This window comes from Geodermatophilus sp. SYSU D00708, from assembly GCF_054050115.1.
In genome coordinates this window covers 1-20,004 of record NZ_JBJGYS010000026.1, presented here as the reverse complement: position 1 = coordinate 20,004, position 20,004 = coordinate 1, and the positions used below count along the sequence as shown (strand labels likewise).

Below are 20,004 nucleotides of genomic sequence, written 5' to 3'. Positions count from 1 at the left end.
GCGTCAGATCTCCTTCAGGACGGTGCGCTCCAGGCGGGCGAAGGAGGCCCACCCGACGACGAGCAGGAGCAGGGTCGCGACGACGGACTTGCCGACGTCGCCCCAGTCCAGCTGCCCCGGGAAGAACCCGGCGCGGCACAGCTCGAAGATCCCGGCCAGCGGGTTGAGCGAGAAGAGCAGGTCGAAGGGCTCGGGGACGTCGGAGATCCCGTAGATCACCGGCGTCGCGTAGAAGCCCAGGCGCAGCGCGATCCGGACCAGCCGCTCGAGGTCGCGCACGAGGACCACCATCGGCGCGAGCAGCAGGCCGATGCCCAGGATCAGCAGCGCCTGCAGCACGATCGCCAGCGGGAGGAACACCAGCCGCCAGTTGACGTGCGCCGAGTAGAGGACGGCGAACAGGGCGAGCACCGGCAGGCTCAGGACGAACTCCACGCCCTTGGAGAGCACGACCCGCACCACCCAGATCTCGCGGGGGACGTTGGTCGAGCGGACGAGCTTCGCCTCGCTGCGCAGCGCCTTGGCCGTGTCGCCGACGGCGCTGTTGAACCAGGTCCAGGGCAGCAGCCCGGCGAGGAGGAAGACGATGTAGGGCGTCTCGCCGACGGTCCGCGTGAAGACCTGCGTGAAGATGAACCAGTAGATGCCCGCGAGCAGCAGCGGCTCGAGGATCGACCAGACGTACCCCAGGGCGGAGTCGGCGTAGCGGACCTTGAGGTCGCGTCCGACCAGGAGCCGGATCGCCCGGCGCCGCTGCCACAGCTGGGCCGGCCGCGTCCAGGGACCGTTCCGTCGGGCAGGGCGGGGCGCCGGGGTGGGCTCGGTGGTGACCTGGGTGTCGTCGACCGTGCTCACCGCGCCGTCCGTGCCGTCTGCAGGGTCGGCGACGGGCGCTGGCCGACCAGGAAACCCGCTCCCCAGCTCAGGTGGATGGTGGCGAGGACGACGGGGAACCACGCGCGCGCGCCCAGGCTCATGTGCCGGCTGTCGACGGTGGCCGCCGACACCAGGCCGAAGAGGTAGGCCACCGGGGCCAGCCAGCCCCAACGCAGCGCCGCCACGCGGGTGCGGCGGCCGACCAGCCCGGCGGCCGCGCCGGTGAGGACCAGCGCGGTGGTGACCGGCGGGGCGAGGTAGCGCGGGTTGACCGTGTCGGGGTACTGGCGGATCACCTCGCGACGCCAGCGGCCGGTGTGGAAGAACTGCCGGACCAGCTCGGGCCAGGAGGACCGGGGTCGGTAGGTGACCGACAGGTCGGGGGAGAACCAGACCACCTCGCCGGCCCGCCGGATCCGGAGGTTGAGCTCCCAGTCCTGGGCGCGGTGGTAGTGCTCGTCGAAGCCCCCGAGCCGCTCGAGCACGTCCCGCCGGAACACGCCGAGGTAGACGGAGTCCGCAGGACCCTCGGCGCCGCCGACGTGGAAGCTGCCGCCGCCGAGGCCGATCCACGACCGGTACGCCCGCGCGACGGCCTGCTCGAACGACGTCTGACCGACGGCGAGCATCAGGCCGCCGACGTTCGCCGCGCCGGTGGTCAGCAGGAGGTCCACCGCGCGGGCCAGGTAACCGGGGGAGAGCAGCCCGTGGGCGTCGACCCGGACGACGATGTCGTGGCTGGCCGCGCGCAGCGCCGCGTTCAGGCCCGCCGGGGTCCGCCCGGTCGGGTTCTGCACCAGGCGGATCCGCGGGTCCGACGCGGCGAGCCGGTGCGCGATGTAGTCGGTGTGGTCCTTCGAGGGGCCCAGCGCGAGGATGAGCTCGACGTCGCCCTCGTACGCCTGCGACAGCACCTCGCCGACGCTCTCGGTGAGCGTCTTGGCGCCGTTCAGGACCGGCATGACGACGGAGACGGAGGGCCACTCCCGCGTCGGGGACGCCGGGTCCCAGGCTTCTGCTACGGCCATAACGCAACCGATGCTAGGTCACTTCCGGCCGCCTCCCGGCCACCTCCGCGAAACCCAGTGGTGGGTGTGGCGACTGGTGCGGACGGGGCGGTCCGTCTCCCACCGAGGCCCCCCGCATAGGCTCTCCGGTGATGAGCGACTCGCCCCTGGACCGCCGCACAGGACTCCCCGTCGTGGCCATGGTCGGTGGCGGCCAGCTGGCGCGGATGACGCACCAGGCCGCGATCGCGCTCGGCCAGTCGCTGCGGGTGCTGTCGACCGGCCCCGACGAGTCGGCGGCCCTCGTCGCCGCCGACGTCCGCCTGGGCGACCACCGCGACCTCGACGCCCTGCTGGGGGTGGCCGAGGGCGCCACCGTGGTCACCTTCGACCACGAGCACGTGCCCACCGAGCACCTGCACGCGCTGCGGGACGCCGGGCACCGCGTCGCGCCGGGCCCCGAGGCGCTGGTCCACGCCCAGGACAAGCTGGTCCTCCGGCGGGCGCTGGCCGAGGCCGGGGAGCCGCAGCCCGCCTGGGCCGAGGTCGCCTCCGTCGACGAGATCGCCGCCTTCGGCGACCGGCACGGCTGGCCGGTGGTGCTCAAGACGCCGCGCGGCGGCTACGACGGCAAGGGCGTGTTCGTGGTGGACGACGCCGCCGCGGCCGCCGAGCTCGTCGAGCGGCACGGCACGCTGCTGGCCGAGGAGCGGGTGCCGCTGGTCCGCGAGCTGGCCGCCGTCGTCGCGCGGTCGCCGTTCGGTCAGGTCGCGGTCTGGCCGGTCGTCGAGACGGTGCAGCGCGACGGGATCAACACCGAGGTGCTCGCACCCGCGCCCGGGGTGGACGAGGCCACCGCCACCGCCGCCCAGGAGCTGGCCGTGCGCGTCGCCGACCGGGTCGGGGTCGTGGGCGTGCTCGCCGTCGAGCTGTTCCAGACCCCGGACGCCGTCCTGGTCAACGAGCTGGCCATGCGGCCGCACAACTCCGCCCACTGGACGATCGAGGGCTCGCGCACCAGCCAGTTCGAGCAGCACCTGCGCGCCGTCCTCGACTACCCGCTGGGGGCGACGGCGATGACCGCACCGGTGGTCGTCATGGCCAACGTGCTCGGTGGGAAGGCCGCGGAGGAGGGGTGGTCCGGCTCCGCGATCGACGAGCGGGTGCACCACCTGATGGCGCACTGGCCCGACGTGAAGCTGCACTGGTACGGCAAGGGGCAGCGCCCCGGCCGCAAGCTGGGCCACGTCACCGCGCTGGGGGACGACCTCGCCGAGGTGCGTGCCCGCGCGGTCGCCGCCGCCCGCTACCTGGCCGACGGCGAGGTCGACCCGGCGTTCGCCTTCGCCACCGAGCACTGAAGGAGCCCGCGTGCACCCGGACCCCGGCAGCCCGGTCGTCGGCATCGTCATGGGCAGTGACTCCGACTGGCCGATGATGGAGCCGGCAGCCACCGCGCTGGCCGAGTTCGGGGTCCCGTACGAGGCGCACGTGGTCTCGGCGCACCGCACGCCCCGGCGGATGCTCGAGTACGCCGAGTCGGCTGCGGGACGCGGCCTGCGGGTGATCGTCGCCGGCGCCGGGGGAGCGGCCCACCTGCCGGGGATGGTCGCGGCGGCCACGCCGCTCCCGGTGATCGGCGTCCCCCGCCCGCTCGACCAGCTCGACGGGCTGGACAGCCTGCTGTCGATCGTGCAGATGCCGGCCGGCGTGCCGGTGGCCACGGTCAGCATCGGCGGCGGGCGCAACGCCGGGCTGCTCGCCGTGCGCATCCTGGCCGCGGCCGACGCCGAGCTGCGGTCGGCCGTGGAGCGCTTCCAGTCCGACCTCGCCGACGCCGTGGTGGCCCGTGACGCGGCGCTGCAGGAGCGGTTCCGCTCGACCTGAGGGTCCTACGATCTACCCGTGGGTAACAACGCCGGCGGGCTGTACGCGCTGACCGAGGAGCACGAGGCGATCCGGGAGGCGGTCCGGGACATCTCGGAGCGCGAGATCGCGCCGCACGCGGCCGAGGTGGACGCCGAGTCGCGGTTCCCCGTCGAGGCCCGCAAGGCGCTGACCGCCGCCGGGTTCCACGCCACGCACATCCCCGAGGCCTACGGCGGCGAGGGTGCCGACGCCATCGCCACCTGCATCGTCATCGAGGAGGTCGCCCGCGTCGACGCGAGCGCCTCGCTCATCCCCGCCGTCAACAAGCTCGGCTCGACGCCGATCCTCCTGTCGGCGTCCGAGGAGCTCAAGCAGGCGGTGCTGCCCTCCATCGCGGCGGGCGACTCGATGATCAGCTACGGGCTCTCCGAGCGGGAGGCCGGCTCCGACGCCGCCGCGATGAGGACCCGCGCCCGGCTCGAGGGCGACACCTGGGTGCTCAACGGCACCAAGGCGTGGATCACCAACTCCGGGATCTCCGACTGGTACACGGTCATGGCCGTCACCGACCCGGACGAGGGCGCCAACGGCATCTCCGCGTTCGTCGTGCACCAGGACGACCCGGGCTTCGCCGTCGGGCCCAAGGAACGGAAGATGGGCATCAAGGGCTCGCCGACCTGCGAGCTGTACTTCACCGACTGCACCATCCCGGCCGACCGCATCGTCGGCGAGCCCGGCACCGGCTTCAAGACCGCGCTGCGGACGCTGGACTTCACCCGGCCGACCATCGGCGCGCAGGCCGTCGGCATCGCCCAGGGGGCGCTCGACGCCGCGGTGGCCTACGTCAAGGACCGCAAGCAGTTCGGCACCAGCATCAGCAGCTTCCAGGGCGTGCAGTTCATGCTCGCCGACATGGAGATGAGGATCCAGGCCGCCCGGCACCTGGTCTACGTCGCCGCGGCCGCGGGTGAGCAGGGCCGTCCCGACGTCACCCGCGTGTCGGCCTCGGCCAAGGCCTTCGCCTCCGACGTCGCGATGCAGGTGACCACCGACGCCGTCCAGTTGTTCGGCGGCGCCGGCTACACGCTGGACTTCCCCGTCGAGCGGATGATGCGCGACGCCAAGATCACCCAGATCTACGAGGGCACCAACCAGATCCAGCGCATGGTGATCGCACGGAGCCTCCTGAAGTAGGTCGCCGGCCCGGGTCGTCCTGAGGGGTTGACGCGGCCGAACGGTAAGAGAATTCTTACCGTTCGTGGACGCTTACCGAGACGACGACGGCTGGTCCGCGCTGGGTGACCCCACCCGGCGGGCCATCGTCGCCGCCCTGGCCGAACGGCCGCGCGCGGTCGGCGAGCTCGCCGCCGAGCTCCCGATCAGCCGTCCCGCGGTGTCCCAGGCGCTGAAGGTCCTCAAGGACGCCGGCCTGGTCACCGAACGCCCCGTGGGCACGCGCCGCATCTACCGGCTCAACCCCACGGCGGTGGCCGCCCTGCGAGACCAGTTGGACACCTTCTGGTCCCGCGCGCTGGCCAACTACGGCGACGTCCTCGCTCCGCCGCACGACGCACGGCCGCACGACCCAGGAGAGAACCCCGAGCAACCCCCAGAGGAGAGGCCATGACCCAGGCACCGGCCGCGGTGGTCCGTCGACAGATCGTCGTCGACGCCCCGATCGAGCAGGCGTTCGCCGTGTTCACCGAGCGCTTCGGCGACTTCAAGCCGCGGGAGCACAACCTGCTCGCCGCGCCGATCGCCGAGACCGTCTTCGAGCCGCGGGTCGGCGGCGCCATCTACGACCGCGCCACCGACGGCAGCGAGTGCCGCTGGGCCCGGGTGCTGGCCTACGAGCCGCCGGCCCGGGTGGTGTTCAGCTGGGACATCGGCCCCACCTGGCGGGTCGAGTCCGACCCCGAGAACGCCAGCGAGGTCGAGGTCCGGTTCCACGCCGAGACGCCCGAGCGCACCCGGGTGGAGCTGGAACACCGCAACCTCGACCGGCACGGCCCCGGCTGGGAGGCCGTGGCCGGCGGCGTCGGTGCAGACGACGGCTGGCTGCTGTACCTGGACCGGTACGCCGCGCTGGTCACCGCGGGCGGCTGAGGTCCGGGCGCCGTCGTCCCGGGGCGAGCTGGGGACGCCCGTGCGTCTCGTACATCCGTCCCGCGACGACGGCGCCGGAGGCGGCCGTGAGCGCGGCGACCACCCAGATCGCGACCGCCGGGCCGAACGCGTCGGCGACGACGCCGGCCACCAGGGCGCCGACGGCGAACCCGCCGTCCCGCCACAGCCGGTAGACGCCGACCGCGCGGGCCCGCCAGGCCGGGTGGGCGACGTCGCCGACGACGGCCAGCAGCGTGGGGTAGACCATCGCGGTGCCCGCGCCCAGCAGCACCGCGGCCAGCGCCCAGGCGCCGAAGCTGCTGCCGAGGGCGACCAGGGCCAGCGCGAGCGCCTGGACCTCCATGCCCGTGGCGATGAGCCACTTGCGGCCCAGCCGGTCCGATGCCGCGCCGGTGACCAGTTGGCCGAGGCCCCACACGGCCGGGTACAGCGCCGCGAGCACGCCGATCTGCCCCACCGAGAGGCCGGAGGCGGCGAACAGCAGCGGGAACAGTCCCCAGGCGAGGCCGTCGTTGAGGTTGTTGACCAGGCCCGCCTGGCTGGCGGCCGAGAGCGCCCGCTCCCGGAAAGAGGTGAGGACGGCGACCTGGCGGGTGGACAGCCCGCCGTTGTGCGCGCCGGCGTGCCCGGCGGCCTCGAGCCGGGCGTGGTCGCGGGTCTCCCGCACGGCCAGCCCGGAGGCACCGAGGCCCAGCGCGATCACCGCGGCGCCGAACAGGAACGGTGCCGGGCGCAGCCCGTAGGTGGCGGCCAGCCAGCCGGTCACCAGTGCTGCGACGGCGACCGCGCCGTAGCCGGCGGCCTCGTTCAGGCCCATCGCCAGGCCGCGGCGGGCGGGACCGACCAGGTCGATCTTCATGACCACCGTGGTCGACCAGGTCAGTCCCTGGTTCACGCCCAGCAGCACGTTGGCCGCCACGACCCACCACCAGGTCGGCCCCCAGATGAGCATCGCGGGCACCGGCAGGGCGACCAGCCAGCCGGCCACGAGCACCGGCTTGCGGCCGAACCGGTCCGACAGCGTGCCGGCGAGGAAGTTCGTGGCCGCCTTCACCAGGCCGAAGGCGGCGATGAACGCGAGCCCGGACGCGAAGCCCGGAACGCCGAACGCCTGCTCGGCGAGCAGGGGCACGACCGTGCGCTCCTGACCCAGCGTCGCGCCGACGAGGGCGTTGACGGCGACGAGCAGCACGAACTGGGGCAGGTTCTGCCGCAGCCCGAGCCGGATCGGCGGGGCCGCGGCTCCTCCGGCGGACGGCGCGCCGACGGAGCCGCCGGCCGAGGTCACGCGGTGACCTCCAGCGCGGCGCCGGTGGCCGTCGCCCACTCCTCGGCGCCGGCGAGGAGGACGGCGACGTCGCGGTGCCCGGCCCGTTCCAGGACGCTGGCGGCGGTCATCGCGCGCTCGCCGTGCCCGCACATCGTGACCACCGGTCCGGCCGGCAGGTCGGCGGCGGGCAGCGCGCCGAGTTCCACGTGGCGTGCCGAGGGCAGGTGTCCGCCCGCGTACTCGCGGTCCTGCCGGACGTCGAGGACGCGCGCGGGGTCCACCTGCCCGGGCTGCAGCAGCGGGACCGTGGCGACCGGCTGCCCGGCTGCGGCCCAGGCGGCGACGCCACCGGCCAGCTCGCCGGCGAGGACGTCGTAGCCGACCTTGCGGGCCTGCCAGACCACCTCGTCCGGGTCCTGCTCGGCCCGCCGCACGAACACCAGGGGGGTGGCCGGGTCGGGGACCAGCCAGCCCAGCCAGGTGGCGAACACCGGCCGCAGGCTGATGGCCAACGAGCTGGGGACGTGCCCGGCGGCGTACGTGGTGGGCGGGCGGACGTCGACGACCTCCGCCCCGGCAGCCCGTGCGGCCAGGACCTGGGGGACGGTCAGGCGGGCGAGGCAGGCGTCGGCCGTGAGCGGGGCCGGGCCGCGCCGGTTGACCTCGGCCAGCCGCCGGAAGTGCGCCGGGAACGTGCCGAGGCTGCCCAGCAGCCGGCCGACGAAGGCATCCTCGTCCGCAGTGGCCAGCAGCGGGTTGGTCACCTTCTCACGCCCGATGGTGCTGCTGCGCGCCGCACCGGGCGGGGCCGAGCAGAACGAGCCGGCGCCGTGGGTGGGCCACACCTGGACCTCGTCGGGCAGGGTGGCCAGCCGTCGGAGCGACGCGTACTGGGCCCGGGCCAGCTCCTCGGTGCGGTCGGGGTCGACCAGGTCGGTGCGCGCCGCCGCGCCGACGAGCAGGGAGCCACCGGTGAACACCCCGAGGGGGCGGTCGCCGTCGGCGAGCAGGTAGGCGAGGTGCTCGCCGGTGTGCCCGGGCGTCCCGAGCGCGCGCAGCGTCAGCCCGCCGAGGTCCACCTCGTCGCCGTCGCTCAGGCCGTGGTGGGTGTAGGCCCGGGAGCCCGCGGCGGAGGCGAGCAGCCGTGCACCACCGGCGGCCAGGTCGACCGCGCCGGTGACGAAGTCGGCGTGTAGGTGCGTGTCGGCGGCGAACGCGACGCTCCAGTCGCGCGCCCGGGCCGCCGCGTGCACGGCGCGCAGGTCGCGGCTGGCGTCGACGACCAGTGCCCGGCCGTCGCCGAGCCCGACCAGCCAGGTCGTGTTGCCCAGGCCGTCGTCGACGACCGGTACGAGCTCAGGAGCCATGGCCCCTCCTCGCTCGAGGGAACGCCCGAACGATGTCGCGGTTGTCGTAAGGTGTCAAGAGATCGCTTGAACGAGGAGGTCGAGTGCGGGACCGGCAGGCGAAGGATGCGCTCTACGACGGGCTGGCCTCGGTCGCGAAGGCGCTGGGCAACGGGCGGCGTGCCGAGCTGGTCGACGTCCTCGCGCAGGGGGAGCGCAGCGTGGAGGAGCTCGCCGGTCAGATCGGCCAGTCGATGGCCAACACCAGCCAGCACCTGCAGTTCCTGCTGCGCGCCGGGCTGGTCCGCACCCGCCGCGAGGGGGCCCGGGTGTACTACTCGCTGGCCGGCGAGGCGGTCGGTGCGCTGTGGCGGTCGGTGCGCGCGGTCGCCGGCGCGCACGTCGCCCGGATCGACGAGCTCACCGCCGCCTATCTCGGCGACCGATCACGGCTGGCTCTGATCACCCGCGAGGAGCTGCTGGCGCGGATGCGCGGCGGGGAGGTCGTGGTCCTCGACGTCCGGCCACCGGCCGAGTACGCCGCCGGCCACCTGCCCGGCGCGGTGAACGTCCCACCGGACCAGCTCGAGGCCCGGCTGGCCGACCTGCCCGGCGGCCGGCCTGTCGTCGCCTACTGCCGCGGCCCGCTGTGCGCCTACGCCGACGCCGCCGTGCGCGCGCTCACCGCCGCCGGCCGGCCGGCGCTGCGGCTGGTCGACGGGCTGCCCGAGTGGGCCGCCGCCGGCCTGCCCGTCGTGCGGGCGTCGGCGTGACGGCTCGGCCGGCGCCTGCTGCGGCGGCCGTCAGCGACCGGCGACGGACGTGAACAGCGCCTCGTAGGCGTCCAGCACCGTCGACAGGGCGTAGCGCTCCCGCGCCCGTGCCCGGCCCTGCTCCGGGTCGGGCCGGGCCGCGGCCAGCCGGGCCAGCCCCGCCGCGATCGCGGCGGCGTCCCGCGGGGGGACGACGGCGCCGAAGCCGGTCTCCCGCACCGGCGTGCGGACGCCGGGCAGGTCGCTGGCCAGCACGGGGACCCCGGCCAGCATCGCCTCGACCTGCACGATGCCGAAGGCCTCGAACGCGTTGACCGACGGCAGCGCGAACACGTCGATGGAGGCGTAGAGGTCGGCGATGTCCTCCTCGGGCAGGAAGCCGAGCAGCCGGATGCGCGGGTCGCCGGCGGCCACGGCGCGCACCTCGTCGACGACCGAGCCGCCGGCCACGTCGGTGAAGTCCCCGCCGATGAGCAGCCGGGCGTCCGGGTCGGCGAGCGTGCGGAAGCCCCGCACCAGGTACTGCAGGCCCTTCTCCTCGACGATCCGGCCGAGGAACCCGACGTGCAGGCCGGTGCCGTCCCGGAACCGGGGCACCCCGGCCGGGCGGTCCAGGCAGGGCGGCGGGATGACCGCCGTCCGGCCGGCCATCGCCGGCCACAGCCGGCTGGACCGCGCGTAGTCCTCGCTGGAGACGACGACCCGGTCGCTGCGGCGCAGGGTCTGCCGGCTGGCCAGGTCCACGCCCCACGTCTGGACGCGGTTGCGCGGGCCCGGAGGCAGGCTGACGTCGCAGTGGTAGGTGGCGACGAGGGACGAGCCGAGCCGGGCCAGCAGCGCGGCCTCGGGCATGGGGAGGTGGAGGTTGGTCACCGACGCCGTCCGGGCCGCGGCGCGCACCCGCCGCACCAGGTCGGGGCTGACCACGCCCTTGCCCAGCCGCGCCAGCACCGGGGCCCGCTCGACCTCGACGCCGTTGCGCACCTCCCGGGCCGGCAGCCGCCGGTCGTGCCGGCTGGCGACCACCCGGACCCGGTGACCGCGCTCGACCAGGCCCTCGGCGACGTCGCGGGCGACGTTGGTGAGGCCGCTGACGTAGGGCGCGTAGTAGTCCAGCGCGATCAGCACGTCGAGCCGGTCGGTCACCGGAGGTCCTCCCGTCGGTCGAACGTGGCGTCCCCGCCGGCCCCCGCCGAGCGGAACAGGACCGAACCGGTCCAGGCCAGGGCGGCCGCCGAGCCCCCCGCGAACGCCAGCGCCGCGCGGGCCACGAGGTCCGGCACCACCCAGAAGAGCACGGCCGCGGCCACCAGGCCCACCGCCCACCCGATCGCGCTGTCCCGGTGGCGGCCGCCGGCCACGAGCGCCTGGCTGGTGACCAGCAGCCCGAGGTGGACGACGCTGCCGGCGGCCAGGACGGCGACGTCCGCGCCGGGCAGCACGTAGCGGGGCCCGAACAGCAGGGCGACCACCGGCGGGCCGGCCAGGGCCCCGACGACGGCGGCGACGCCGGCCCCGGCGGCGACCAGCCCGGCCCAGCCGAGCAGCAGCCGCCGCAGCCGGCCGCGGTCGCCGGACACGCCGACGGCGGCCAGCGGCCGGATGAGCGCGCTCTGCAGCGGGACGACGACGAACAGGGGGAGCCGCACCAGGGTGAAGGCGGCGACGAACGCCGCCGCGACGGCCCGCTCGTCGGGCTCGGCCGCCCCGGTCACCAGCACCGGCGCCGCGTTGAGCAGCGCCTGGGCGCACAGCGCCCCGACCACCAGGTGCCCGAGGTCGGCCAGGGCCAGCCGCGGGCGCGGCGCCGCGGTGCCGGCCGCACGCCGGCCGGTCGAGAGCAACCGGGCCAGCAGCGGGAGGTGCGCCAGGGCCAGCGCGGCCACCAGGGTCCAGCCGAAGGCCTCGACCGAGGGCGGGTCGGCCAGGGCGGCCACCGCCGCCGCGCCGGCGACCCGCAGCGCGCCGTCGGCCACCAGGACCGCGCCGTACCGGCCGGCGGCGCCGCGGGCCATCAGCAGCCCGCGCAGCACGAACTGCCCGGCCGAGACGGCGCACACGGCCAGGAGGGCCAGCAGCAGCCCCACCCGGCCGCCCAGCGCCGGGGACAGCAGCGGCCAGGCGGCCAGCAGGACGGCGGCACTCAGCCCGGTCAGCAGCGCGGCGGCGGGCAGCGTCCCGCGGGGCAGCGCACCCCCCGGCGGCCGGTCGTGCAGCAGCCGGGTCAGCTCCACCTCCAACGGGAGGAACACCCCGAAGCCGACGACCAGGGCCAGGGACCAGTAGGCGCCGAAGTCCGCGTACTCCGCGGCCGGCAGGGCCCGGGCCGGCAGCGCGAGGTAGCCGTAGGTGAGCACCCCGGACACCGCCAGGCAGGCCGCCATCCAGCTGAGCGAGGGCAGCAGGCGCCTGCGTCCGGGGGCGGCGGCCGGCGTCCCGCTCCGGCCGGCGGTCAGCGCGCCGGTCCGGCCGGTCGGGGCCGGGTCTCCTGCGCAGTCACGCCCAGGACGGTATCGGGGCCGGGCCGCCCGCGCGGTGCCCGCACCCCGCCAGGGTGTCTACTGATCGTCTGCCCCCGAGGAACCCCAGGAGGATGGCCGGTGGACGTGGTCGACCTCGACCGAGCCGGCGCCGTCCCCGGGGAGGAGCCCGCGCCCCGCCCGGCCCGGCGGCTGCGCGGGGTGGTGCCGCTGCTGCTGGCCCTGCTCGCGGTGCTCTGCGCGGTCGCGCTGCCGCTCGCCCCCGTGGAGATGAGCGTCCCCACGGTGAGCTGGCCGCAGGACCCGCAGCGGCCCGCCGCCACGATCGTCGAGCTCACCAACCAGGAGCCGCTGGCCCTCGACGTCCGGTTCAGCTGCGCGGCGGGGGCCGCCGCGGCGCCCACCCCCGAGGGCGTCGTCGTCTCGACCCTCGTCCCCGGCCACCCCGCCGCGGAGACCGACGGCCTGCTCGTCACCGCCCGGGACGGCACGCTGCGCGTCCTGGCCCGTGGTCAGGAACTGCTGGCCGAGCCGGTCCGCGGCGGGGACTGCGCCTATGGCGTCGAGGCCTCGCGGGCCGGCCTGTCGGTCACGCGCGACGGCCTCCGGCTCGCCTCGTTCCCCGTCGCCGACGGGCCCGACACCCTGCCCGACGTCGACGTGCTGGCCACCAGCGTGCCGCGGCTGCCCACCGTCGACGACCTGCGCGTGCAGGTGACCGTCGACGACCAGTTCAACACCACGCCGACCGCGGTCAAGGGCGTGCTGGTGGCCGTGCTGCTGCTCTCAGCCGCGGGGGCGCTGGTCGCGCTGTGGCGGCGCGAGCGGGGGCTGCCGCGGCCGGCCCCGGCCGACCGGGGGCCCTCCCCGGGGTGGCCGGCCCGCGTCGTGGACGTGCTGGTCGTCGGCACGCTGCTGCTGTGGTGGTTCATCGCGCCGCTGTCGGACGACGACGGCTACTACGCGGCGATGGCCCGCAACGCCTCGGCGGAGGGGTTCGTCGGGAACTACTACCAGATCCTCAACCAGTCGTTCACGCCGTTCACCTGGTTCTACCGGCTGCTCGGCTGGTGGCAGCAGGTCGGCACGAGCCCCGTCCTGCTGCGGGTGCCGGCGCTGCTGGTCGGCCTGGGCACGTGGGTGCTGCTGCGCCGGTTCGTCACCCGCCCGGGCGGCCTGCCGGACGAGTGGGCGGGGCGGCGCGCCGCGCGGCTGGCCGTCGTCGTCGTCCTGGCGGCGACCTTCCTGGCCTGGTGGCTGCCCTACGGCATGGGGGTCCGGCCGGAGGCGGTGGTCGGCCTCCTCGCGCTGGCGACGATGACGGCGGTGGCCGCGGCCCTGCGCACCGGCCGGCTGCTGCCGCTCGCGCTGGGGGTCGGCCTGGCGGCCATGGCGGTCGTGGTCCACCCGACCGGCTTCGTGGCGCTGGCGCCGCTGGTCGCGTCCCTGCCGCGGCTGGTCCCGCTGGTGGCCGGCGGGCAGCCGTGGCGGGAGCGGCTCACCCGCACCGCGCTGGTCGTGGCCCCCGGCGCCCTCGCGAGCGCCGCCGCCTTCGCCGACGGCACCCTCCACGACTTCCTCCGCGGCCAGGCGGTCTTCCTGTCCATCCAGGCGCAGGACGACTGGACCGGTGAGTACCAGCGCTACGGCTTCCTGCTCGCCAGCAACCCGATGGGTGCCTACGGCCGCCGGGCCGCGGTCCTCGTCGGCATCGTGCTGCTGGTCTGGTTCTGGCTGGCCGCGGCGGCCGCGCGGGGGCGCGGGGACCGGCTGCCGGCCCTGCTCACCCTGGCCGGCGGCTCGCTGACCGCGGCGTTCCTGCTGCTCTGGCTGACACCCAGCAAGTGGACCCACCACTTCGGCGCGCTGGCCGGCCTCGGCCCCGCGTTCCTCGCGCTGTTCCTCGTCGCCCTGCCCGTGCTGGTACGGCGGCTCACCGGCGGGCGGACGGCCGGGCCGGCGCTGCCGGTGGTCGCCCTCGGCTCGCTGGCGGTCGCGGCCGCGCTGGCCCTGCACGGGCAGAACGAGTACGCCTACTCGTGGCTGCCCGGGCTGCCCAACCCCCAGGAGGCCCCGCACGTGGGGCCGCTCCGCTTCGACAACCCGCTGCTGTGGGGCGCCGTCGCGGTCGTCCTGGTGCTCCTCGCCCGCCGCCACCTGCGCCGGCGGGGCGGCCGTGGGCCGGCCTGGACGCTGGCCGCGCCGCTGCTGGTCCTGCTGTTCCTGGGGACCTCGCTGGGCTACCTGGTCGGCAGCTTCGGGTTGGCGACGGCCCGGACGCTGGACGGGTACTCCCCGTGGGCCGACGCGCTGACCGACCCGCTCGCCGAGGACTGCGGGGCCGCCGACGCGCTGCGGGTCTTCGACGTCTCCGCGGCCCGCCCCGTGCCGGCCCGCACACCGGCGCCGGAGCCGGGCGCACCGTTCGTCCGCGGCGGCGGGTGGTTCGCGCCCGGCGTCCCCCCGGCCGAGCCGGGGACCGGCGTCGCGACGGAGACCTGGGGGAGCCTGCCGGGCGGGGGCGGGTCCGAGGACCTCACCGGCAGCACGACCACCCCGTGGTTCGACCTGCCGGCCGTGGAGGGCGACGACCTCCTCGCCGTGCTCGCCGCGGGCCGGCTGGACGGCGGCAACCGGCTGGAGGTGCAGTTCGCCGCCGACGGCGGGGGAGACGACCCGCGGGTCGTGCGGACCCAGGAGCTGACCGACGTCGTCGGCTCACCGGTGTGGCGCACCTTCCCCCTCGACGTGGCGGTGGCGCGGGCGGACGGCGCGACGGCGCTGCGGCTGGTGGCGCAGGACGCCAGCGGCGGGCCGGGCGGCTGGCTGGCCTTCACCGGGCCGTCGGTCCTGCCGCTGGTGCCGCTGCGCGACTACCTGCCGGCGGACGCGACCGTCGCCGTGGCGTGGCAGGTCTCCTTCCTCTTCCCGTGCCAGCACCTCCCGGTGATCCGTCACGGGATCACCGAGCCGCCGGAGTACGGGGTCGTCTGGCGCAACGGCGTCACCGGCTACGGCATCACCGAGAGCACCTGGACGGTGCCGCGGGGCGGGCTGTTCGCCCCGGTGCAGCGGACGTCGGGCAGCACCGAGCTGGCCGCGTTCATGCCCTCGGCGCCGAACGTGCGCGACCTGCAGGTCTTCCGGTTCGTCGTCCCGTACCCGACCGACGGCTACGACCTGGTGAGCAGCCGCGTGACCCGAGCGGGGTGGGCCGGGCCACCGGTCTAGCGACACGGGGGCGACCTGGGGTTGTTTGCCCCCGGCTGAGAGGGTGCACTGATACGGACGACCGCAGGACCGCACGAGGGAGGAGGCCGGGTGGAGACCGACGGCACGGCCGCCACGCGCGCCGCCCACGTGCGCTTCGAGGCGAACACCGCCGTGCAGCCGGAGCTGCCGGCCGTCGCCCCGCCGGTTCCGGGTACCGCGCCGCGGCGCACCCCGGTCACCGTCGCCGGCGGGCTGGTGCGGGCCGTGCGCCCGCGGCAGTGGGTCAAGAACGTGCTGGTCTTCGCCGCCCCGCTGGCCTCCGGACAGGTGCTCGACGCCGACGTGCTGGGCCCCACGGTGCTGGCCTTCGCCCTGTTCTGCCTGGCCGCGGGCGGGGTCTACCTGGTCAACGACGTCCGGGACGTCGCCGAGGACCGGCGGCACCCGCGCAAGCGATCCCGGCCGGTGGCCGCCGGCACCGTCCCCGTTCCGGTCGCGCTGGTCGCGGGCGTCGCGTTGCTCGCCGGGTCGCTGGCCGGCGCGCTGCTGCTGACCCGGCCGGCGCTGGCCGGGGTCCTGGGCGCCTACGTCGCGATCTCGCTGGCCTACTCGTTCTGGCTCAAGGACCAGCCGGTCATCGACCTCGCCGCGGTGGCCTCCGGGTTCCTGCTGCGGGGCGTCGCCGGGGGCGCGGCGGCGGGCATCGCGCTGTCCCAGTGGTTCCTGCTCGTGGCCGCCTTCGGCGCGCTGTTCATGGTGGCCGGGAAGCGGTACGCCGAGGCCGAGGCGCTGGGCGACGCCGGGGAGACCCGGCGCTCCCTGCGGTCGTACTCGCCGAGCTACCTGCGCTTCGTATGGAGCCTCTCGGCGGGCGTGACCTGCACCGCGTACAGCCTGTGGGCCTTCGAGATGGTCGAGGCCACCCACGGCTTCCCCTGGCAGACGCTGTCCATCGCGCCGTTCGTACTGGCCTTGCTGCGCTACGCCGTCGACGTCGACCGCGGCAGCGCCGGCGCGCCGGAGGAGATCGTGCTCGGCGACCGCGGGCTGCTGGTGCTCGGCGTCGTCTGGGTGACGATCGTGGCGATCGGGGCCTGGGCGGTCTGAGCCCGGCGCCCCGCGCCGGCAGCGCCCTGAGTCATGCGACGCATCCTCTCGGTCTGGCCCACGGACTCCGGCCTCGTCTACGAGGTCGACGGCGCCGACCCCGCGACCGGGGACGGCGCCGTCGACGTCGACCTCGACGGACGGCGGATCTGGTCGTTCCGTCCCGGGACGACGCCGGTCCCGCCGGAGCTGCGGCCCGAGGGCCCCGCGCCGGAGTCGCTGCGCTTCCAGGAGTGGCCGGCCGCGCTGGTGCCCTGGCTGCGCGGGCGGGCGCGGATCCGGCTGACGCCGAGCGGCGCGACCCACGGCCCCGAGGCGACGGTCGACCTGGGCGGGGGTTCCGGGCCGGTGCACCTCGCCGACCGCCACGGCCGGCCGCTGGTGGTCAACAAGTGGGGCCGGCTCGGGCACGCGCTCGCCGACGCCGACCCCGGCCTGGTCGGGCGGATGCTCGACTCGATGGACCGCATCCGCGACGTCGTCACCGAGCACCTCGGGCCCCGGGTCTACGTCACCGGCGGGACGCTGCTGGGCCCGGTCCGGGAGGGTGGCCGGCTGCTCCCGCACGACGACGACGCCGACCTCGCCTACCTGAGCCGGGCGGCGCACCCGGCCGACGTCGTCCTGGAGTCCTTCGCGCTGGGCCGGGCCCTGCGGGCGGCGGGGTTCCCGGTCGTCCGGCTCTCCGCCGGCCACCTGCAGGTCCTCGTCGAGCACGAGGGCGTGGAGGACCACTACGTCGACGTGTTCACCGGCTTCCGGCTGGAGGGCCGGTGGTACCAGCACTTCGGGATCGGCACGGACGCCGGGGAGGAGCGCCTGCTCCCGCCGGGGACCGTGCAGGTCGAGGGGCGCCCCGAACCGGCGCCCGCGGACCCCGAGTTCATGCTGGAGACCATCTACGGGCCCGGCTGGCGCACCCCCGACCCGGGCTTCACCTTCGACATCCCCCCGGCGACGGCCGACCGCTTCTACGGCTGGTTCGCCGACTACAACGTCGAGCGAGAGCCGTGGGAGGACGAGGTCCTCCTCGCCCCCGTCGCCCCCCGCCCGGCTCCCCGGGCCAGCGCGTTCGCCCGCTGGGTGGACGACCGGACACCGCCGGGGGAGCGGCTGTTGGAGCTCGGCTGCGGCCTGGGCGGCGACGCGCTCGCCCTCGGTGCGGCCGGCCGGACGGTGCACGCGGTCGACTTCTCCCGGCACGCGGTCGCCGTCCTGCGCCAGGCGCTGGCCGGGCGCGACGACCTGGCCGTCACCGCCGACGTGGTCAACCTGCTCGACCTGCGCGCCGTGCTGCGGCTCGCCGCCGAGTGCACGGCCACGCCCGGCCCGTGGACCGTGTTCGGCCGGCGGCTGCTCAACGCGCTCGAGGACCGCGGCCGCGACCACGTCCTCCGGCTGTGCGGCGTGCTGCTGCGCCGCGGCGGCGCCGCGAGCTTCGACCTGGTCGCCGACCGCGGCTACCCGGGGATCGCCCCCCACCGCCACCTGACCCTGGAGCAGGTCGTCGAGGAAGCGGGCCGGCACCGGCTGGTCCTCGACGAGGCCGTCCGGGTCGTCGAGCCGATGACCTGGTTCGGCGCCCCGGAGGAGCGGCTGGTCGAGTCGTGGCGGACGACGTTCCGACGGAGGACCCGATGACCATCCCCGACCCCGCCCCGCGCCGCTCGGCCCTCGCCGGCCCGGCGCGCGTCGTCCGCCGGGTCCTCGCCCCGGCCGGCCTGGAGCTCGAGGGGCAGCTGCGCGGGCTCCAGGAGGAGTTCGCCCGCCTGCGCGAGGAGGACGAGCGGCTCCGCCGGGAGAACACCGAGCTGCGCGAGCAGCTGGCCGAGGCGGTGCGGCGGCTCGACGACCTCGAGCAGCGCGCGGCCCGGACCGAGGAGCGCATCGACGGCCCGCCCGACGCGCGCGACGGCGGGCTGGCCGCGGAGGTCGCCCGGCTGCGGGACGGCCTGCACCAGGAGCGCCGGCTGCACCTGCGGGTGGCCGAGCTGGCCGACGTCGTCACCGAGCTGGTCCTGCCCCTGCACGACCGCGAGGTCGACCCCGCGGCCCTGGCCCGGCTGCGGCCGGACACCCTCTGACGAGCCGGACCGCCGGTCACTCCAGCAGCCGGGACACCCCCGAGAGGCGGGCGTCGCCGGCCATCGCGGCCAGCCAGGCCGACCAGCCCGGCCGGGCCCGCATCGCCTCCAGCGCGGCCCGGGCGCCGGCCCGGTCGCCGCGCTGCGAGGCGGCCAGCGCGGCGTAGAGGTCGCGGGCGCCCTCGGGCGCGAACAGCGCCAGGTGCTCGTAGTCGCGCTCGTCGTAGGCCCGCTGCAGGTTGCGCAGCATGCGCAGCTGCGCCACCGGGTCGCCGGAGTCGTCGACGCGCAGGTCCATCCGCACGCCGTCGTCCTCGTCGGTGGCGGGGTCGCCGCTGACCACGAGGAGCGCCGCGGACTGCCGGCCGCGCAGGTCCCCGCCGGCGTCCTGCCCGGCAGTGAGCGCGGCGAGCAGCCGGTCGGGCAGGTCGCCGCGCGCGGCGGCGAACGCCTGGGCCATCGCCGGCAGCACCTCGGGGGAGGCGAGCATGTTGCCCTGCACGCTGCACTGGTCGCCGACGAGGTGGCCGCTGACCGGGAACGAGCCGCGCCCGGTGTCGGCGGCCACCGCCCCGGACGCGTCCAGGACGGCGATCTGCCGGTCGACGTCCTCGGCGGCGTGGGCGGCGGCCCGCACCAGCCCGTCCGGGCTCTCGCCGCGCTCCAGCCCGCCCAGCAGCGCCGGCCCGAGGCCGCGCCGGCTGCGTGCCTGGACGGCGACGACGCCGACGCCCGGGCGCACGCTGGGCACCGCCCGGCCGACCGCGAGGATGCACGACGAGACCGCGATGCCCAGCTCCCCGGTCGCCGGGTCGCGGGCGACGACCGAGAACGTCACGCGGCCTCGTCCCTGCCGGTCGGGCCTCAGACGGTGGCGGGGAGGGTCATCTCGGTGAGGTCGTCGGCGAGGGTGAGGGGGGCGCCGGTGGCCTGGGCGACCTGTTCGGCGGTCACGCCGGGGGCGGTCTCGCGCAGGGTGAACCCGGCCGGGGTGATGTCGATGACGGCCAGGTCGGTGATGATCCGGTCCACGCAGGCCTTGCCGGTCAGCGGCAGGGTGCACTCGGCGACGAGCTTGGGGGAGCCGTCGCGGGCGGTGTGCTCCATCATGATGATCACTCGGCGGGCGCCGTGGACGAGGTCCATCGCGCCGCCCATGCCGTTGACCATCTTGCCCGGGATCAGCCAGTTGGCCAGGTCTCCGCGCGGGTTGACCTGCATCGCGCCGAGCACCGCGACGTCGAGGTGGCGGCCGCGGATCATCGCGAACGAGGTGGCGGAGTCGAAGAAGGACGCGCCGGGCAGGATGGTGACGGTCTCCTTGCCGGCGTTGATCAGGTCCGGGTCCTCCTCGCCGGCGAACGGATAGGGGCCCACGCCCAGGATGCCGTTCTCCGAGTGCAGCACCACGTGCACGGTCTCGGGCACGTGGTTGGGCACCAGGGTGGGCATGCCGATGCCGAGGTTGACGTACTGGCCGTCCTCGAGCTCGGCGGCGACGCGGGCGGCGAGCTCGTCGCGGGTCAGGGCCATCGGTCAGTTGCCTTCCTGCACGGCCTCGTCCCCGGCGGCGGCCGGCGCGGCGCCGGCGGCGGGGCGGGGGCGGGTGGTGAGCTTCTCGATCTTCTTGTCATCCGGGCGGGCGCGCACCACCCGGTCGACGAACACCCCGGGCAGGTGCACGTCCTCGGGGCGGATCTCGCCGGGCTCGACCAGGGTCTCGATCTCGGCGATGCAGACGCGGGCGGCCATGCCGGCCAGCGGGTTGAAGTTGCGCGCCGACTCGTGGAACACCAGGTTGCCGTGCCGGTCGCCGACGGCGGCGCGGACCAGGCCGAAGTCGGCGGTCAGC

General features: G+C 75.9%; 19 protein-coding genes. 10 read left to right on the top strand and 9 right to left on the bottom strand.

What is annotated here, in order from left to right:
- Window positions 1-3: 3 nt before the first annotated feature.
- Both ACI79D_RS19340 and ACI79D_RS19335 read right to left on the bottom strand, forming a co-directional pair.
- Window positions 4-855: an ABC transporter permease gene (locus ACI79D_RS19340; RefSeq protein WP_456920101.1), complete on the bottom strand. Its 852-nt coding sequence runs from the start codon at window positions 853-855 to the stop codon at window positions 4-6.
- The gene (locus ACI79D_RS19335) at window positions 852-1,904 is read right to left on the bottom strand and encodes a glycosyltransferase family 2 protein (protein ID WP_456920100.1); all 1,053 of its coding nucleotides are present in this window, start codon (window positions 1,902-1,904) and stop codon (window positions 852-854) included. Before ACI79D_RS19335 ends, ACI79D_RS19340 begins: the two co-directional genes overlap by 4 nt.
- A gap of 131 nt (window positions 1,905-2,035) precedes the next feature.
- Here ACI79D_RS19335 and ACI79D_RS19330 point away from each other — a divergent pair, with 131 nt between their 5' ends.
- The 5 genes from ACI79D_RS19330 (at window position 2,036) to ACI79D_RS19310 (ending at window position 5,858) form a co-directional block, all read left to right on the top strand.
- The gene (locus ACI79D_RS19330) at window positions 2,036-3,244 is read left to right on the top strand and encodes a 5-(carboxyamino)imidazole ribonucleotide synthase (RefSeq protein ID WP_456920099.1); all 1,209 of its coding nucleotides are present in this window, start codon (window positions 2,036-2,038) and stop codon (window positions 3,242-3,244) included.
- 10 nt (window positions 3,245-3,254) lie between these two features.
- Window positions 3,255-3,770, top strand: coding sequence for a 5-(carboxyamino)imidazole ribonucleotide mutase (gene purE / locus ACI79D_RS19325; RefSeq protein ID WP_456920098.1), 516 nt, complete (start codon window positions 3,255-3,257; stop codon window positions 3,768-3,770).
- Between the two features lie 18 nt (window positions 3,771-3,788).
- Window positions 3,789-4,946, top strand: coding sequence for an acyl-CoA dehydrogenase family protein (locus ACI79D_RS19320; RefSeq protein ID WP_456920097.1), 1,158 nt, complete (start codon window positions 3,789-3,791; stop codon window positions 4,944-4,946).
- 64 nt (window positions 4,947-5,010) lie between these two features.
- Entirely contained in the window at window positions 5,011-5,379 is a 369-nt protein-coding gene (locus ACI79D_RS19315) for an ArsR/SmtB family transcription factor (protein ID WP_456920096.1), read from the top strand.
- A complete protein-coding gene (locus tag ACI79D_RS19310; RefSeq protein ID WP_456920095.1) occupies window positions 5,376-5,858 on the top strand; it encodes an SRPBCC family protein in 483 nt (160 codons plus the stop codon). Before ACI79D_RS19315 ends, ACI79D_RS19310 begins: the two co-directional genes overlap by 4 nt.
- Here the strand turns inward: ACI79D_RS19310 and ACI79D_RS19305 are convergent.
- Both ACI79D_RS19305 and ACI79D_RS19300 read right to left on the bottom strand, forming a co-directional pair.
- Complete coding sequence (locus tag ACI79D_RS19305; protein ID WP_456920094.1) at window positions 5,842-7,167, bottom strand: MFS transporter; 1,326 nt, start codon at window positions 7,165-7,167, stop codon at window positions 5,842-5,844. The genes ACI79D_RS19310 and ACI79D_RS19305 overlap by 17 nt on opposite strands.
- A complete protein-coding gene (locus tag ACI79D_RS19300) occupies window positions 7,164-8,516 on the bottom strand; it encodes an MBL fold metallo-hydrolase (protein ID WP_456920093.1) in 1,353 nt (450 codons plus the stop codon). Before ACI79D_RS19300 ends, ACI79D_RS19305 begins: the two co-directional genes overlap by 4 nt.
- An 83-nt stretch (window positions 8,517-8,599) precedes the next feature.
- Between ACI79D_RS19300 and ACI79D_RS19295 the strand changes: the two genes are divergently transcribed.
- The gene (locus ACI79D_RS19295; RefSeq protein ID WP_456920092.1) at window positions 8,600-9,268 is read left to right on the top strand and encodes an ArsR/SmtB family transcription factor; all 669 of its coding nucleotides are present in this window, start codon (window positions 8,600-8,602) and stop codon (window positions 9,266-9,268) included.
- 30 nt (window positions 9,269-9,298) lie between these two features.
- Here the strand turns inward: ACI79D_RS19295 and ACI79D_RS19290 are convergent, their stop codons facing one another.
- Both ACI79D_RS19290 and ACI79D_RS19285 read right to left on the bottom strand, forming a co-directional pair.
- Window positions 9,299-10,414, bottom strand: a complete 1,116-nt coding sequence (locus tag ACI79D_RS19290; protein ID WP_456920091.1) for a glycosyltransferase family 4 protein — start codon at window positions 10,412-10,414, stop codon at window positions 9,299-9,301.
- On the bottom strand, window positions 10,411-11,652 hold the full coding sequence (locus ACI79D_RS19285; RefSeq protein ID WP_456920090.1) for a hypothetical protein: 1,242 nt from the start codon (window positions 11,650-11,652) through the stop codon (window positions 10,411-10,413). Before ACI79D_RS19285 ends, ACI79D_RS19290 begins: the two co-directional genes overlap by 4 nt.
- A gap of 216 nt (window positions 11,653-11,868) precedes the next feature.
- Here ACI79D_RS19285 and ACI79D_RS19280 point away from each other — a divergent pair, with 216 nt between their 5' ends.
- The 4 genes from ACI79D_RS19280 (at window position 11,869) to ACI79D_RS19265 (ending at window position 18,152) form a co-directional block, all read left to right on the top strand.
- Window positions 11,869-14,979: an arabinosyltransferase domain-containing protein gene (locus ACI79D_RS19280; protein ID WP_456920089.1), complete on the top strand. Its 3,111-nt coding sequence runs from the start codon at window positions 11,869-11,871 to the stop codon at window positions 14,977-14,979.
- Window positions 14,980-15,069: 90 nt separating this feature from the next.
- Window positions 15,070-16,068, top strand: a complete 999-nt coding sequence (locus ACI79D_RS19275) for a decaprenyl-phosphate phosphoribosyltransferase (protein ID WP_456920088.1) — start codon at window positions 15,070-15,072, stop codon at window positions 16,066-16,068.
- A gap of 33 nt (window positions 16,069-16,101) precedes the next feature.
- On the top strand, window positions 16,102-17,709 hold the full coding sequence (locus tag ACI79D_RS19270; protein WP_456920087.1) for a hypothetical protein: 1,608 nt from the start codon (window positions 16,102-16,104) through the stop codon (window positions 17,707-17,709).
- Window positions 17,706-18,152, top strand: a complete 447-nt coding sequence (locus tag ACI79D_RS19265; RefSeq protein WP_456920086.1) for a DUF6752 domain-containing protein — start codon at window positions 17,706-17,708, stop codon at window positions 18,150-18,152. Before ACI79D_RS19270 ends, ACI79D_RS19265 begins: the two co-directional genes overlap by 4 nt.
- A 16-nt stretch (window positions 18,153-18,168) precedes the next feature.
- Here the strand turns inward: ACI79D_RS19265 and ACI79D_RS19260 are convergent, their stop codons facing one another.
- The 3 genes from ACI79D_RS19260 to ACI79D_RS19250 all read right to left on the bottom strand — a co-directional run.
- A complete protein-coding gene (locus tag ACI79D_RS19260) occupies window positions 18,169-18,990 on the bottom strand; it encodes a DUF1028 domain-containing protein (RefSeq protein ID WP_456920085.1) in 822 nt (273 codons plus the stop codon).
- A 26-nt stretch (window positions 18,991-19,016) separates the two neighbouring features.
- A complete protein-coding gene (locus tag ACI79D_RS19255; protein WP_456920084.1) occupies window positions 19,017-19,685 on the bottom strand; it encodes a CoA transferase subunit B in 669 nt (222 codons plus the stop codon).
- Window positions 19,686-19,688: 3 nt separating this feature from the next.
- Window positions 19,689-20,004: CoA-transferase (locus ACI79D_RS19250; RefSeq protein WP_456920083.1), on the bottom strand; the 316-nt coding region annotated here is incomplete at its 5' end.

Coding starts and splice junctions, on each gene's coding strand:
- ACI79D_RS19335 (WP_456920100.1), bottom strand. CDS start 1,904: ATGGCCGTAGCAGAAGCCTGGGACCCGGCGTCCCCGACGCGGGAGTGG.
- ACI79D_RS19330 (WP_456920099.1), top strand. CDS start 2,036: ATGAGCGACTCGCCCCTGGACCGCCGCACAGGACTCCCCGTCGTGGCC.
- ACI79D_RS19310 (WP_456920095.1), top strand. CDS start 5,376: ATGACCCAGGCACCGGCCGCGGTGGTCCGTCGACAGATCGTCGTCGAC.
- ACI79D_RS19300 (WP_456920093.1), bottom strand. CDS start 8,516: ATGGCTCCTGAGCTCGTACCGGTCGTCGACGACGGCCTGGGCAACACG.
- ACI79D_RS19285 (WP_456920090.1), bottom strand. CDS start 11,652: ATGGCGGCCTGCCTGGCGGTGTCCGGGGTGCTCACCTACGGCTACCTC.
- ACI79D_RS19270 (WP_456920087.1), top strand. CDS start 16,102: ATGCGACGCATCCTCTCGGTCTGGCCCACGGACTCCGGCCTCGTCTAC.
- ACI79D_RS19265 (WP_456920086.1), top strand. CDS start 17,706: ATGACCATCCCCGACCCCGCCCCGCGCCGCTCGGCCCTCGCCGGCCCG.
- ACI79D_RS19255 (WP_456920084.1), bottom strand. CDS start 19,685: ATGGCCCTGACCCGCGACGAGCTCGCCGCCCGCGTCGCCGCCGAGCTC.